Source organism: Lachnospira pectinoschiza (genome assembly GCF_900103815.1).
GTDB lineage: Bacteria > Bacillota > Clostridia > Lachnospirales > Lachnospiraceae > Lachnospira > Lachnospira pectinoschiza_B.
On the sequence record NZ_FNHZ01000002.1, the window covers coordinates 46,780 to 62,216 of the forward strand.

Annotated in this window: 15 protein-coding genes; 12 read left to right on the top strand and 3 right to left on the bottom strand. The window is 34.7% G+C overall.

Going from position 1 to position 15,437, the window contains the following annotated elements:
- Positions 1 to 2 precede the first annotated feature (2 nt).
- Positions 3 to 989 (bottom strand): C39 family peptidase, encoded by a 987-nt coding sequence (locus BLQ66_RS04245; protein ID WP_074521102.1) that lies wholly within the window; start codon positions 987 to 989, stop codon positions 3 to 5.
- A gap of 255 nt (positions 990 to 1,244) precedes the next feature.
- On the opposite strand from BLQ66_RS04245, the gene BLQ66_RS04250 reads away from it, so the two are divergent.
- The 8 genes from BLQ66_RS04250 to BLQ66_RS04285 all read left to right on the top strand — a co-directional run bounded on the left by BLQ66_RS04250 (position 1,245) and on the right by BLQ66_RS04285 (position 8,798).
- The gene (locus tag BLQ66_RS04250) at positions 1,245 to 2,237 is read left to right on the top strand and encodes a hypothetical protein (RefSeq protein ID WP_180364693.1); all 993 of its coding nucleotides are present in this window, start codon (positions 1,245 to 1,247) and stop codon (positions 2,235 to 2,237) included.
- Positions 2,238 to 2,441: 204 nt separating this feature from the next.
- A complete protein-coding gene (locus BLQ66_RS04255; RefSeq protein WP_074521104.1) occupies positions 2,442 to 3,890 on the top strand; it encodes an acyl-CoA carboxylase subunit beta in 1,449 nt (482 codons plus the stop codon).
- Positions 3,891 to 3,908: 18 nt separating this feature from the next.
- Positions 3,909 to 4,748: an OadG family protein gene (locus BLQ66_RS04260; protein ID WP_074521105.1), complete on the top strand. Its 840-nt coding sequence runs from the start codon at positions 3,909 to 3,911 to the stop codon at positions 4,746 to 4,748.
- A 53-nt stretch (positions 4,749 to 4,801) separates the two neighbouring features.
- Entirely contained in the window at positions 4,802 to 5,167 is a 366-nt protein-coding gene (locus tag BLQ66_RS04265; protein WP_074521106.1) for a biotin/lipoyl-containing protein, read from the top strand.
- Between the two features lie 24 nt (positions 5,168 to 5,191).
- Complete coding sequence (locus tag BLQ66_RS04270) at positions 5,192 to 6,343, top strand: sodium ion-translocating decarboxylase subunit beta (RefSeq protein ID WP_074521107.1); 1,152 nt, start codon at positions 5,192 to 5,194, stop codon at positions 6,341 to 6,343.
- Between the two features lie 17 nt (positions 6,344 to 6,360).
- Positions 6,361 to 7,794, top strand: a complete 1,434-nt coding sequence (locus BLQ66_RS04275; RefSeq protein ID WP_074521108.1) for an oxaloacetate decarboxylase subunit alpha — start codon at positions 6,361 to 6,363, stop codon at positions 7,792 to 7,794.
- Between the two features lie 203 nt (positions 7,795 to 7,997).
- Positions 7,998 to 8,264 carry a hypothetical protein gene (locus BLQ66_RS04280; RefSeq protein ID WP_074521109.1) on the top strand — a complete coding sequence of 89 codons (267 nt, stop codon included), beginning with the start codon at positions 7,998 to 8,000 and terminating at the stop codon, positions 8,262 to 8,264.
- A 96-nt stretch (positions 8,265 to 8,360) separates the two neighbouring features.
- Positions 8,361 to 8,798: a hypothetical protein gene (locus BLQ66_RS04285; protein WP_074521110.1), complete on the top strand. Its 438-nt coding sequence runs from the start codon at positions 8,361 to 8,363 to the stop codon at positions 8,796 to 8,798.
- A 96-nt stretch (positions 8,799 to 8,894) separates the two neighbouring features.
- Here BLQ66_RS04285 and BLQ66_RS04290 read toward each other — a convergent pair whose 3' ends face one another.
- Positions 8,895 to 10,247, bottom strand: coding sequence for a sodium-dependent transporter (locus BLQ66_RS04290; RefSeq protein WP_074521111.1), 1,353 nt, complete (start codon positions 10,245 to 10,247; stop codon positions 8,895 to 8,897).
- Between the two features lie 219 nt (positions 10,248 to 10,466).
- On the opposite strand from BLQ66_RS04290, the gene BLQ66_RS04295 reads away from it, so the two are divergent.
- Genes BLQ66_RS04295 through rpsA form a run of 4 tightly spaced genes read left to right on the top strand, consistent with a single transcriptional unit; the run spans position 10,467 to position 14,382 of the window.
- The gene (locus BLQ66_RS04295; protein WP_074521112.1) at positions 10,467 to 11,744 is read left to right on the top strand and encodes a BaiN/RdsA family NAD(P)/FAD-dependent oxidoreductase; all 1,278 of its coding nucleotides are present in this window, start codon (positions 10,467 to 10,469) and stop codon (positions 11,742 to 11,744) included.
- Positions 11,745 to 11,764: 20 nt separating this feature from the next.
- Positions 11,765 to 12,436 (top strand): (d)CMP kinase, encoded by a 672-nt coding sequence (gene cmk / locus BLQ66_RS04300; RefSeq protein WP_074521113.1) that lies wholly within the window; start codon positions 11,765 to 11,767, stop codon positions 12,434 to 12,436.
- 34 nt (positions 12,437 to 12,470) lie between these two features.
- Positions 12,471 to 13,334: a 4-hydroxy-3-methylbut-2-enyl diphosphate reductase gene (gene ispH, locus BLQ66_RS04305; protein ID WP_074521114.1), complete on the top strand. Its 864-nt coding sequence runs from the start codon at positions 12,471 to 12,473 to the stop codon at positions 13,332 to 13,334.
- The gene (rpsA, locus tag BLQ66_RS04310) at positions 13,300 to 14,382 is read left to right on the top strand and encodes a 30S ribosomal protein S1 (RefSeq protein ID WP_074521115.1); all 1,083 of its coding nucleotides are present in this window, start codon (positions 13,300 to 13,302) and stop codon (positions 14,380 to 14,382) included. Before ispH ends, rpsA begins: the two co-directional genes overlap by 35 nt.
- 85 nt (positions 14,383 to 14,467) lie before the next feature.
- Here the strand turns inward: rpsA and BLQ66_RS04315 are convergent, their stop codons facing one another.
- Complete coding sequence (locus tag BLQ66_RS04315; RefSeq protein WP_074521116.1) at positions 14,468 to 15,226, bottom strand: YlmH/Sll1252 family protein; 759 nt, start codon at positions 15,224 to 15,226, stop codon at positions 14,468 to 14,470.
- Positions 15,227 to 15,437: the final 211 nt, after the last annotated feature.

A 15,437-nucleotide genomic window follows, 5' to 3' on the forward strand; every position in this document is an offset into this window, starting at 1 on the left:
AACTAATAAACTAACACAGCCTGGCTATCTTGTTCAACCCATCTTTGTAAAAATGTTTTCAAATTATAACTTTCAATCTCCCCTGTAAGTGGGTCAGCAAGATAAGCAATATCTGCGCTAACGTCATATCCAACTAATACAAGGCAGTGCTCGTTTCCACGCCATATAACAGTATTTCCTTCAGAATCTGTCCATGTGGAAGAGCCATATTTAGTAGCTGCCATGTCCATAGTGCCCCAAACGATTACAGGGTAGCCTTCTGAAACGTAGTTAAGTAATTCGCTATAAGAACAGTATGAGATGTTTACTGCATTTGCACCAAAACTTGTAGCACAGTCAACGATTACTGGGGAATAACATCCATAAGCGTGAGATGAAAATGGACTGCCAACGAAATTTACATATGGATTAGATCCAAGAGAACCTGTATTAAGGTAATTACTAGCAAGTTCTGTATTTGTAATATCATAGCCATAGTAATTTAAAACCATAGTTAAACTAGTAACTTCACAGCCTGTAGGAAGGCTTGGATTCTGATTAATAACACTAAAGTTTTCAATATAAGCACTAGATGTCTTATCTAGGCTATTATAAGCATCTTCATCAAAAGTAAAACTTGAAATACTAGCTCTATAAGCTAGCGAATTTGTAGATGACGAACTAGATGACGAACTAGATGATGAACTAGCAACTTCATTATTTGCAATAGTAGCGGCAAGTTCTGTTGATATTTCTTCAGTAGATTTTGAACTTGTTGCTTCTTCATTAGATTCTTCTTCCTCTGCTTCTGAATCTTCTTTTGCTGCTTTAAGAGAAACTACATTTGCTCTGAAATATGTAGCATCGTTATAAACTGATTGTGTAGAGTGATTAATAGATGAATTATCTTTATCACCACTACAAGCTAAAAAATTTGTTGATACAAAAATAATCGATAATGCAAGAGACAAATTAGTCTTTGCTTGTTTAGGTGTTACATGTTTAAACATATATTCTCCTTTATCCCATTAAATATAAACGCCTTATATATTAATTGAAAAAAAAAAAAATAGCAAGTATTTTTTTAAAAAGTTCTTGAAAAATTCACAATGATTTTTTTTTAAGAAACATTTGTTAAAAAATTATCAACTATATAATTTTTAATAATTTCGTAGTTTTTTCACAAATAAGGTCTATAATAGACACTGCGTTCATGGGGAAACAGTAATGTAGTTTTTCAATGCCCGCATATAAGCAAAAACTATATGGAAGGTAAATTAAAGATGTTTGATTTAAAGTTAAAAAGAAATAAGATGGACAGTAAAGAATCAGAAGAATCTTTGAATAAAAACGACATCGAGGAAAAAGACTTAAAAGAAACAGAAAACAAAGAAATAGAGTCAGAAGAGGAAGATTCAGAAACTAACAAAGAAACAGAGGAATTAGTATTCTCTACTGGCAGCAGCTACAAGGCTAAGGAATACGAAGTTCTTGCCTACCTTGATGAGGAGGAGAGTGCTAATCGTCTTGTGGAGCTTCTTAAGTATTCTGGTATTTCTGATTGCAAATGTGAATTTGGCGAAGTTAGTGCCCTTTATGAAGTTTATGTAAGTCCAACAAGTTATGAGCTTGCTAATAACATTTATAAAAAGGTTCTTGAAGATAAGTTAATTGAAGGCATTAAGGAAAAGGAAGAAGAGGATGTCATTGATAGAGATGAAGCCCTTGAACTTGAAGAGGAAGTAACAGAGGAGATGTCTGAGCTTAATACTCAGAAGGCCTTTAGAGAGCCAACTCTTTATGATAGCAAGGAAGAAAAGTATAAGGATAATTTATCCTCAGCTTTCACATTCCTTATTTGTGGCGTCATAGGTTTAGTAGTTGTATTACTTAACGACCTTGGAGTATTTAAGCTAGTAACTAAGGATTCCTCATCCTTTATAACAATAAATGTAATTCTAATTGCCATGTTCTTACTATTTTGTGGAATTGGCGTTTGGTCACTTATTTACTCAAAGAAATTAAAGCTTGAGGCTAAGGAAGAGAATGACAAGATCAAAGAGATTAATGAATTTTTAGAAGAAAATGTATTTAAAGAGGACATTGATAGAGAAGTGGATGTTGACATTCCAGACGAGCTTAAGTTCTTTAACAGAGTTGACTATGTAAAGGATAGATTAGATTCAGAGTTTAGCGACTATGATGAAAGCCTTGTTAGCATGGTATCTGAAAAGTACATCGAAAAACTCTATGCTTAAAATCAAATTAACTTGGTTAAAAATATAGTTAATATAACATAACAAATTATCAAAACAAAGGCTAGGTGAAATCTTATGAAAATTAAGATTTTATCTAGCTTTTCTTTGTGCAAAAAGTCTTGTTTTTAGGTCAAGTTTATTATAAAATATATTTTAGTTATGTAATACATTTACTAAACATATTATTTGGAGGAGGCTAGAAAAATGAGCAATACTACAAATGCATTATCAAGAATTCAATCAATTCTTGATGATAGTAGCTTTGTTGAAATTGGTGGTTTGGTTACTGCTAGATCTACAGATTTTAACATTCAGGAAAAGAAAGCTCCATCAGACGGTGTTATCACAGGTTATGGAGCAATTAATGGCAATCCGGTTTACATTTACAGCCAGGATGCATCAGTACTTAATGGTACTGTCGGGGAAATGCATGCAAGAAAGATTGTCAATCTTATGAATTTAGCATTAAAGACAGGTGCTCCAGTTATTGGATTACTTGATTGTGCAGGAATTAGATTACAGGAGGCACAGGATGCTCTTTATAGTCTTGGTAGAATTTATACTAAGATGAGCGAGTGCTCAGGTATTATTCCACAGATTACAGCCGTATATGGTAATTGCGGCGGCGGTTTAGCAATTCTTGCTAAGCTTTCAGATTTCACATTTATGCTAGAGGATGGCGGAAAGTTATTTGTTAATAGCCCTAACGTTATTGCAGGCAACTACGAAGAGAAGTTAGATAGTGCATCTGCTAAGTTCCAGGCTGAGGCAGGAGTTGTAGATTTTGTTGGCAATGAAGAAGAGATTGCCAATGGAATTAGAGATTTAATTTCAATTTTACCTGCTAATTACGAAGAGGGACAGTTAGTGGATATTTCTTCTAACGATAACTTAAATAGAACTTGTCCATCAGCTCTATCTAATGTCAATGATCCAGCCCTAGTTTTGGCTGAAGCTTCAGATGACAATTTCCTAATTGAAGTAAAGAAGTGCCACGCACCAGAGATGTTTACAGGTTTTATTAGACTTGATGGGGTAACGGTAGGTGCTGTTGCTAACAGACTTTCTTTATATGATGAAAATGGAAAAGAGACAGCTAAGTTTAACAAGGCCCTTACAGTTAATGGTACTAAGAAGGCAGCAGATTTTGTTAAGTTTTGTAATGCCCTTGAAATTCCAATTGTAACTTTAACTAATGTTTCTGGCTTTGATGCAAGTCTTGAGGCAGAAAAGGAGATGGCAGCAGCTGTTGCTAGACTTACCTATGAATTTGCCAATGCAGATGTACCAAAGGTTAACTTAGTGGTTGGTGATTCTTATGGTAGTGCTTATATTGCTATGAATTCAAAGGCTCTTGGCGCTGACTTTGTATATGCTTACGAAGGCGTTTTAGTAGGTACTATGGATTCAAATCAGGCAGTAAAGATTATTTACTCAGATGAAATCTCTAAGGCAGAAGATCCTAATAAGGAAATCGCAGATAAGGTATCTGAATTTGAAGAGACAAACAATTCAGTACTTGCAGCTGCAAAGAGAGGCTATGTAGATACTATTATTGCTCCAGAATATACAAGACAATATTTATGTGCAGCTATTGAAATGCTTTATGGTAAGCAAGAATTAAGAGCTGATAAAAAACATGGCACAATTTAAAAGAATGGAGAATCTTTTATGAATAAGAAACATTTAAAAAGAGTTCTATCATTAATTTGTATGTTGCTTTTTAGTATCTCTTTAACTGCTTGTTCTTTTAATAGTAATGAGACAATAGATACAACTGATGTAAAGCAAGAATCTAAGCAACAATTTGTTGATACTTACGAGAATTCTATTAAGCTTTGGGTCGTTGATTTCCTTGAGTATCTAGATAAGACAAGTGCTAGTGATTTAGTTGAAGATGCTAATAATAACATTACACTTTATGACAAGACAGAGACAAGATATATAATTAACTACTATGGCTTTAATGATGCCACAATTCAGCTCTATAATAGCTGGAATGCTACAAGAGATGAGCTAGGTGATTTAAAGTCTATAGACTTAGCTTCTATTGATATTGAGGTAAGTAAAGAAACTGGTGATTTATGTGTTATTAGTGTAGAGGCTGCTTACGAGAAGAATGACAAGGTTGTATTTGAGTTTACAATCGATGAAAACTACTACGTAACAGGTGCTGCAATTAATCCTACATATACAACAGCTCAAAAGATGGCTAAGGCAGGAATGAATACTTTAATCGGTATGGGAACAGTATTTGTTGTATTAATATTTATTTCCTTTATTATTTCACTCTTTAAGTACATTAATAAGTTCCAGAATAGAAAGACTAATAAAGAAGTCGCTCCTGAAACTAATAAGGCTTTAGATGAAAATGTAACTAATACCGAGGCAGAAGAAAACTTAGTTGATGATTATGAGCTTGTGGCAGTTATTTCAGCAGCTATAGCCGCCTATGAGGGCGAGGCTAGTTCAAACGGCTTAGTAGTTCGTTCTATTAGACGAGTAAGATAATATAGCGATACATTTTAAAAAAATTAATAATCTAGATATGGAGGATTAGATTAATGAAGAATTATACAATTACAGTTAATGGTAATGTTTATGAGGTTAGTGTAGAAGAAAACGGTGCAGGAGTAAGCACAGCTAGTCAGGCTAGTACAACTAAGGCAGCAGCTCCAAAGGCAGTGGCTAAGCCAGCTAGTACAGGGGCAGCAGGTGCTATTAAGGTAAATGCACCAATGCCAGGTAAGATTTTAAAGCTTAATGTTAAGGCTGGAGATTCAGTAAAGAAGGGTGATGTACTTATGGTACTTGAAGCTATGAAGATGGAGAATGAGATTCAGGCACCACAGGATGGCGTAGTTGCATCAGTTAATGTAGCTGCATCTGAGTCAGTTGAATCAGGTCAGTTATTAGCTTCTTTAAATTAAGAATAGTTTCTTGGAGGGATTTCAATGAGTTATATTATAAGCACACTAGGAAACCTCGTACACCAGACAGCCTTCTTTGGACTTACATGGGGCAATTACATAATGGTTTTGGTTGCGTTGTTTTTTATGTATTTAGCTATAAAAAGAGAATATGAACCTCTCCTACTTGTACCAATTTCTTTTGGTATGTTACTTGTAAATCTTTATCCAGACATTATGCTTGCTATAGAAGATTCAAGTAATGGCGTAGGCGGTTTATTACATTACTTTTATTTGTTAGATGAATGGAGCATCTTACCTTCTTTAATTTTCCTTGGAGTTGGTGCTATGACAGATTTTGGTCCTTTGATTGCTAATCCTAAGAGCTTTTTACTTGGAGCTGCAGCCCAGTTTGGTATTTTTGCAGCTTACATAATGGCTATCTTTATGGGATTCCCAGATAAGGCCGCAGCAGCAATTTCTATTATTGGTGGTGCAGATGGTCCTACATCAATTTTCCTTGCTGGTAAATTAGGACAGACAAAATATATGGGACCAATTGCAGTTGCTGCTTACTCATATATGTCACTTGTTCCTATTATTCAGCCACCAATTATGAGACTTCTTACAACTAAGAAGGAAAGATCTATTAAGATGGAACAGCTTCGTCCTGTATCTAAGCTTGAAAAGATTTTATTCCCAATTATTGTAACAATCGTAGTTGTAATGATTTTGCCTACAACAGCACCACTTGTTGGTATGTTAATGCTTGGTAATTTATTTAGAGAATCAGGTGTTGTTAAGCAACTTACAGAAACAGCATCAAATGCTTTAATGTATATTGTTGTAATTATTCTTGGTACATCAGTTGGTGCCACAACTAGTGCAGAGGCCTTCCTTAACTGGGATACTTTAAAGATTGTTGGCCTTGGTCTTATTGCCTTTATGTTTGGTACGGCAGCAGGTGTATTATTTGGTAAGTTAATGTGCTTCTTTACTCATGGCAAGGTTAATCCACTTATTGGTTCAGCTGGTGTATCAGCAGTTCCAATGGCAGCTAGAGTTTCACAAAAGGAAGGCGCAAAAGCAGATCCAAGCAACTTCTTGCTTATGCATGCTATGGGACCTAACGTAGCAGGTGTTATAGGAACTGCAGTTGCAGCAGGTACATTTATGGCAATGTTTGGAGTATATTAAAATTGGAGGGATAAAAAATGGCAGAAGAAATTAAAAAGCCTCTTAAGATTACAGAGACAGTCTTAAGAGATGCTCATCAGTCACTTATTGCAACAAGAATGACAACAGAGCAGATGCTACCAATTATAGATAAAATGGATAAGGTTGGATACCATGCAGTAGAATGCTGGGGTGGTGCTACATTTGATGCATCACTTCGTTTCTTAAAAGAAGACCCATGGGAGAGACTAAGAAAGCTAAGAGATGGCTTTAAGAATACTAAGTTACAGATGCTTTTTAGAGGACAGAATATCTTAGGCTATAATCACTATGCAGATGATGTAGTTGAATATTTTGTTCAAAAATCTATTGCTAACGGTATTGATATTATTAGAATTTTTGATTGCTTTAATGATTTAAGAAATTTGCAAACAGCAGTTAATGCAGTTAAGCTTGTTAAAAAAGAGAATCCTAAGGCTCACGCACAGATTGCTCTTTCATATACCCTTGGTGATGCATATACACTAGAGTATTGGGAAAAGACAGCTAAGGCTATTGAAGAGATGGGTGCAGATTCTATCTGTATTAAGGATATGGCAGGCTTACTTGTTCCATATGAGGCTACAAAGCTTGTTAAGGCCTTAAAGGCAGGTTCAAATCTACCAATTGAAATGCATACTCACTATACTTCAGGTGTGGCTTCAATGACATATCTTAAGTCAGTTGAGGCTGGAGCTGATATTATTGATACAGCCATGTCACCATTCTCAATGGGTACTAGCCAGCCAGCAACAGAGGTTATGGTAGAAACCTTTAAGGGAACACCTTACGATACAGGATTAGATCAAAAGCTACTTGCTGAAATCGCAGCTTACTTCCAGCCAATGAGAGAAGAGGCTCTTAAGTCTGGTCTTATGAACACTAAGGTATTAGGCGTTAATATTAAGACTTTACTTTATCAGGTACCTGGTGGTATGTTATCAAACCTTGTATCACAGCTAAAGGACGCTGGAGCAGAAGATAAGTATCAGGAAGTATTAGAGGAAATCCCAAGAGTTCGTAAGGATTATGGTGAACCACCTCTTGTTACACCTTCATCACAGATTGTAGGTACACAGGCTGTACTAAACGTCCTACAGGGTGAAAGATATAAGATGATTACTAAGGAGTCTAAAAAGGTATTATCAGGCGAATTTGGTAAGACAATTAAGCCATTTAATGAAGAGGTTCAAAAGAAGGCTATTGGCGACAAGGAGCCTATTACTTGTAGACCAGCAGACTTAATTGAGCCACAGCTTGAAAAGTATCGTAATGACCCTATTGTAAAGCAATATGCAAGACAGGATGAAGATGTATTAAGTTACGCCCTCTTCCCACAGGTAGCAACTGAATTCTTTAAGTATAGAGAAGCTCAGGAATCAAAAGTGGATTCTAAGAAGGTGGATAGTGAGAATAAGGCATATCCAGTGTAAAATTTAATTAAATAGCAAAGTTTAGAAGGAGTACTTTTATAAGTGCTCCTTTTTGCAATTTTAAAATGAATTAATTTCTTGTCCTTTTTGTTAATTTTTTGTAAAGTCACTTGTAATTTATATATTGCTACTGTATTATATCAACTAATATGTAAGTCATGAAAACGATTACATATAAAAATTTAAGAAAAAAGGTGAATATAATGAGAGTAGAATTTTCAAATGGTAATGGTAAGAGAGTATTTATTTCTGAAGTTAACAATGTAGATGATGCTATTTCAGATATGTCAGATTATATGGAAAATCATAGATTTAATGCAATGCACATGAAGGCTAGACAGCTTGATAACGAATGGAAGATTGACGTTGGTAGCTGGACAGAATTTTTCTATGTATCTGATTATAAGGATAAGGACGTGGATGAATTAAAGTCTGCATTAGTAGAGTTTAATAAGTATTTACAGTTCTAAATATTCTTACAATTTATATTGGTTAGCAAACGAATATATGCTATTATTTAATTAGGAAACATAATGGATTGATACGTATTATTGAGGATGTTTATTATGGTTAAGGTTTGTAGTAAATGTAATAATATGTTTGAGGATTACCTAGATAAATATAATATGTGTCCTAATTGTCGAGATGATGAAGAAAGCTTACTAAGAAGGATAAAAGATTATTTATGGGATAATCCTGGAACTACAGAGAAGAAATTAAAGGAGCTTTTTGATGTTAGCCATAACCAGTTAATGGAATGGCTTAGAGAAGAGCGCTTAGAAATTACTCCAGATTCTGACATTGTTCTTAGATGCGAGCGATGTGGAAGTATGATCTTTACAGGTAAATACTGTGAGGATTGTAGTAATAAGATTAAGACTACTGTTAATGAAATTAATAATAGTATGAATAAGGATAAAGAAGATAAGAAATTAAGAGTGATGTCTATTAATAGAGCGAAGCTAAAAGAAAGTAAGATGCGCTTTATAAAGAATGATAACTAGACTGTATTGATAGAACTAAATAAACTGACAAAATTAAAGGAGCCTAATAATAGGCTCCTTTTAAAATGCTTTTTTAAAATTATAATAGTCTTTAAATTAAATTAGACCCTGAATAATAATTATAATAATTAGTATTGGTAGTACAAATCTAAAATAATATTTAGTCCACTTAGGGATCTTTACTCCTTTACCTGTATTAGCTTCTTCTAAGTAGTTATCAAAGCCCCAGCCCCATTTTGTAACACAAAAGATTAGGATTATAAGGGCACCTATTGGAAGAATAAGGTTACTTACTAAGAAATCTTCACTATCAAGGATTCCCATGCCTTTAATTAGTGTTACATTCTTTAAAAGGCTAAAGGAAAGGGCACATGGAATTGAAGTTACTAGTAATATTACTAAGTGAATTACTGAGGACTTAGTTCTTGAAATATTAAGGTTTTCCATGCCCGAGGCAATTAGATTTTCAAAAACAGCAATTACAGTTGAAAAGGATGCAAAGGTCATAAATATAAAGAATAAGCTTCCCCAAATTCTGCCATAAGGCATATTAATAAATACCTTAGGTAGTGTAATAAAGATTAGTGAAGGACCTGCAGTTGTTTCAACATTATATGAAAAGCATGCTGGGAAAATGATAAGACCTGACATAATGGCTACAAAAGTATCAAGAACACTAATTCTAAAGGATTCTCCAGCAAGACCATTATCTTTACTCATATAGCTACCAAAAATTTCCATTGAGGCAGCGCCTATTGAAAGGGTGAAAAAGCTCTGATTCATGGCAGCAGTAATCACTTTTCCAAGTCCCACAGCTTTAACATTTTCAATATTAGGAAGAAGGTAGAAACTAAGTCCTTCCTTAGCGTTACTAAGAGTAAAGCTATGAATTGCTAAAATAATAATTAAAGCGATAAGGCATAGCATCATGACCTTAGTGATCTTTTCAATGCCGTTTTGTAAACCAAAGCTACAAACTATAATACCAACTATTACTGAAATAGCCATAAAGATAAGCATCTGAGCAGGGCTATTTAGCATAGTATTAAATACATTTTCCACACCATCAGTGGATACATTGTTAAACTTTCCTATGGCAAATTTAAAAGCATAGTTTAACATCCATCCAGATACGGTTGTGTAATACATCATAAGAAGCAAACTGCCAAGTATGCAAATGTAACCATGAATATGCCACTTTGACTTCTTAGGTTCTAATGATTTGTAGGCTTTAATGGCACCTTTTCTACTAGCTCGACCCATAGCTAGTTCCATAGATAATATAGGTGCACCCATAATAAATAAAAATAAGAGGTAAAATAAAACAAAAATACCTCCGCCGTTTTGGCCAGCAACGTATGGAAATTTCCAGACATTACCAATGCCGATTGCACATCCTGCGCTTACTAAGATGAAGCCAAGACGCGACCCAAAATTTTCTCTCTCCATAAAATACTCCCGGAATTCTTTTTTACTTTAACGCTTTAAATCGCGATATCTCCATATTATAACAGAAATAAATTTAATTTCCATAATAGATTGAGTTCAATTTTTTTTTCTTTTGGTAAAGGATTGTTTTAATCATGTTTGTAGTTTAAAATGGAAAGGATGTAAGAATCATGATATAATTTAGAATTCTTGATTAACTTTAATAAAAGGAATTTTGATATGAGTAATGTAATAGTAATTGGTGGCGGGGCAGCAGGTATGATGACTGCCATTACAGCCGCTAGATATGGATTAGATGTAACCTTAATCGAGAAGAATGAGAAATTAGGAAAGAAGGTCTTTATTACTGGTAAGGGCAGATGTAATGTGACTAATGCCGGGGATGAGGACGATATAAGAAATGCTATAGTTTCTAATGAGAAATTTATGTATAGCAGTCTTGCGGCCTTTTCTAATTACGATATGATGGGCTTTTTAGATGAGCTTGGCCTAAAGATTAAGGTGGAAAGAGGCAATAGAGTTTTCCCAGAATCTGACCACTCTTCAGATGTTATTAGGGTTTTGGAAAATGAATTGAAGCACCTTTCAGTTAAGATTATGTTAAATTGCCAAGTCCTTGAAATTTTAACTAATGGACTAGGAGACAAAGAGGAAAACTTTAATAGTAAGGTTTCAGCTGTAAAGCTTAAGCGCATTAATAATGACAAGGAAGAGACTATTTATGCCGACAGAATTGTAGTTGCCACAGGTGGTCTTTCCTATCCACAGACAGGTTCTACAGGCGATGGCTATAAGTGGGCAAGAGAGCTTGGCATTGATGTAACTAACCTTTATCCTGCCTTAGTGCCTATTCAGGTAAAGGAAGACTTTATTAATAGATTAATGGGTCTTAGTTTAAAAAATGTTACAGCTAGCGTATATGACGGCAAAAAAGAGCTTTATTCCGACTTTGGAGAAATGCTTTTTACTCACTTTGGTGTAAGTGGTCCGATTATTCTTTCAGCAAGTAGTAAGATTGCTAAGATTTTAAAGGAAAGATATCTAGACCTTTATATTGATTTAAAGCCTGCCCTTTCTAATGAGCAGCTAGATGAGAGAATCTTAAGGGATTTTGACGACTTAAAGAATAAGGCCTTTAAGAATTCGCTAGATAAGCTACTTCCAAAGAAGATTATTCCTATAATCATTGAGATGACAGGCATTGATCCAAGCAAGAAGGTCAATGAGATAAAGAGAGAGGAAAGACTAAGACTTGTTGAGGTCTTAAAGAATTTCCACTTAACTCTAACAAATCTTAGAGGCTTTAATGAGGCAATTATTACTCAAGGGGGTATTAATTGTAAGGAGGTCAATCCAAAGACTCTAGAGTCTAAGAAGGTTTCAGGCCTTTATTTTGTAGGTGAGGTTATGGATGTAGACGCCCTAACAGGTGGTTTTAATTTACAGATGGCTTGGTCAATGGCCTATGCTTGTGGTTCACATATGTTAGAGCAATAAATAAGTAAAAGGGAGATAATATGACTAATTCAATAGCAATAGATGGACCTGCAGGAGCAGGAAAAAGTACAATAGCAAAGCTTTTAGCAAAGGAGCTATCATACATTTACGTGGATACAGGCGCTATGTATAGAGCTATGGCTATTTATTTTAACGAGAATAAGGTAGATCCTGATGATGAGGCAGCAGTTAGTAAGGCTTGTGAAAATGTAAACATCGATATCGAGTACAAAGACGGAGTACAGCAGGTTATTTTGAATGGAACTAATGTGACACATTTACTTAGAGAAGAGGCTACAGGCAAGATGGCTTCAAAGACTTCTAAGTACAGTGCTGTTAGAACTAAGCTTGTGGACTTACAAAGAGAGCTTGCAAGAAAGAATGCGGTAATTATGGATGGCAGGGATATTGGTAGCGTAGTGTTAACTGATGCATTTTTAAAGGTATTCTTAACTGCCACAAGCGATGCAAGAGCTAAGAGAAGATATGATGAATTAATTGCAAAGGGTGAGGATGCTAACTTTGAGGTTATAAAAAAGGACATCGAAGAAAGAGACTATCAGGATTCTCACAGAGAAATTTCTCCACTAAAGCAGGCAGAGGATGCAGTTTTAGTAGATAGCTCTAATATGACTATTGAAGAAGTGGTAGCTCATATTAAGAATTTAATTGACCAAAGAAAAGAAAAATAAATTTAATCAGATTAGATTAAAGAAAGGATAAATTATGGCAAAAATTATATTGGCAAAATCAGCAGGTTTTTGTTTTGGTGTTAAAAGAGCTGTAGATATGGTGTATAATCGTTTTGGCATGGAAAATGTTTATACCTATGGGCCAATTATACATAATGCTTGTGTAGTAGAAGATATAGAAAAAAATGGGGTCAAGGTAATTAAGGATGCTAGTGAAATAATTAATCCAACTACAGCCACTATTATTACTAGATCTCATGGTATTTCTAAGGAAACTGAAGACGCTCTTAGAGCAACAAAAGCGGAAATTGTAGATGCAACTTGCCCTTTTGTTTTAAAGATACATAAAATTGTAAAGGAAGAAAGCGCTAAGGGATCTCAAATAGTTATTATTGGTAATGAGAATCACCCGGAAGTTGAAGGCATTAAAGGCTGGGCAACAGGTGAGGTTTTCATTGTGGATACTAAGGAAAAAGCCGAAAATATTAAGCTAGACCCTAGTAGAAATGTAGTTATAGTATCACAAACGACTTTTAATTATAAGAAATTTCAAGAATTAGTTGAAATTTTAAGTAAAAAAGGTTACAATATTTCTATTCGTAATACGATTTGTAATGCTACTGAGGAACGTCAGACCGAGGCTAGACAAATCGCTAGCCAAGTAGATTCGATGATTGTCATCGGAGACAGCAGCAGTTCCAATACACGTAAACTGTATGAGATTTGTTTGAACGAATGTCCAAATACGTTCTATATCCAAACAATAAATGATCTTGAGCTTAGTAAGCTTAGTTCGTCAGACTACATAGGTATTACAGCAGGGGCTTCGACCCCACAGAATATCATCGAGGAGGTTTATACTAATGTCAGAACAGAGTTTTGCAGAGATGTTAGATAATTCAGAATGGAAAGAAATTCATACAGGAGAGGTTGTTGAAGGTACTGTAATTGACGTTAAGGAAGACCAGATCATTCTTAACATCGGCTATAAGGCAGATGGTATTATTACACGTAGTGAATACACATCAACACCTGGCATGGATTTAAGAGAAGCAGTTAAGGTAGGCGATCCTTTAACAGTTAAGGTTTTAAAGACAAATGATGGAGAAGGTCAGGTCCTTCTTACATATAGAAAGCTAGTTGCTGATAACGGCAATAAGACATTAGAAGATAGCTTTAACAATCACACAGAAATCACAGGAACAGCTAAGTCAATCAAGGGTGGTTTAGAAGTAATTGTTGAAGAGTCAAGAGTATTTATTCCAGCTTCACTTGTATCTGATTCATTCGTAAAGGATTTATCAGTATTTAACGGTAAGGAAATTACATTTGTTGTAACAGAATATGATCCAAAGAATCGTAAGATCATTGGTGATGCTAAGCAGATTATCCTTGCTAAGAAGGCAGAAGCTTCAAAGGCTTTACTTGCTAAGATTAAGGAAGGCGATACAATCGAAGGTACAGTTAAGAACGTAACAGACTTCGGTGCATTCATCGATTTAGGTGGTGTTGATGGTCTTCTTCATATTTCAGAAATGTCTTGGGGTAGAACAGAGAATCCTAAGAAGTTATATAAGGTTGGAGATTCAGTAAAGGCATTCATCAAGGAAATCAATGGTGAGAAGATTGCTCTTTCTGTTAAGTATCCAGATGCTAACCCATGGAACGGCGCTGATGTTAAGTATGCTATCGGCAACGTTGTAAAGGGTAAGGTAGCTAGAATGACAGACTTTGGTGCTTTCATTCAGTTAGAAGACGGTATCGATGCTTTACTTCACGTTTCTCAGATTTCTAGAGAACACGTTAACAAGCCATCAGATGTATTATCAATTGGTCAGGAAGTAGAAGCTAAGGTTGTAGATTTCAATGATGCTGACAAGAAGATTTCTCTTTCAGTTAAGGCATTATCAGAAGATAACAACGAAGAAACAGTTGATGCTGAATAATGTTTCAATTGCATAGCAATTGATATCAATCTAATAATAAAACGCAGATTTTGATTAATTTCAAAATCTGCGTTATTTTTTGCTCTTAAATATATTTTTCTAAATGCACATAAACTCTGCCGCTTTTGGTTTCTTTACCGTTTCCAAGGAAATTAAACTTTCCTATGCCTCTAATTACAAGGACGTCTTTATCCTTTAGCTTATAGCTTACATTTTCATTTAGAAGGCCATTTACATAGATTTTCTTTGAAAGGAATAAATCCTTTACCTTGCTTCTAGAAAGCTTTGTAATGGAAGATACGACGGCATCTAGACGGGCTGAGGCAGCTATAAGTTCTAGTTCTTCCTTTTTACTTTCTATGCCTTCTAAATTGGCATCCTCTACAATTTCAAGCTTAACATTGGTGTGTCTAACCTTATCTAGATTATCCATAATAAAATCGCTTATATGATCTAGGCAAAATAGATAGGCATCTAAATCCTTTATAAGGATGTCTCCTAGCAATTCCCTTTTGATTCCAAGATTCATAAGGGCTCCTAGATAGTCCCTGTGATTTAGTTTTTCAGAAAACTTTGGAGTAAGGGGTGAAATCTTTATTAGCTTTATTGGAAAATCTAGACTATAGCCTAAGTTTTCCTCACTTCCAAAGCGAATTATATTTCGCTCACTAGATTCGAAACCTCCAAAGCATTTTGACTCTATAAAGTTTAGCTCCTTTGATAGGCTGTGATAAATGCTAAGCTCTGCAAGACTAAGGAAATTAGTGAAGGCAAAGCTATTAGTCTTATAAGCCTGGTTGGCTGTATCTATAATTTTTCTTTTAATTAATTCTTCTTCATTCATAAAAATACCTCAAGTTTAATATACTGCTTATTTTTTATAATTATATACTATGCTGACATTTTAATAAATAAAAACAATCATTGACGACATATGAGAGGATAGTCGATATTATACGAATTCCACCAATTTGTCTAAATAATTACAATTATTATATTTCTTGTTTATAAAGTCTATCCATGCTATAATATCCATATAAACTTTTTTACAATAT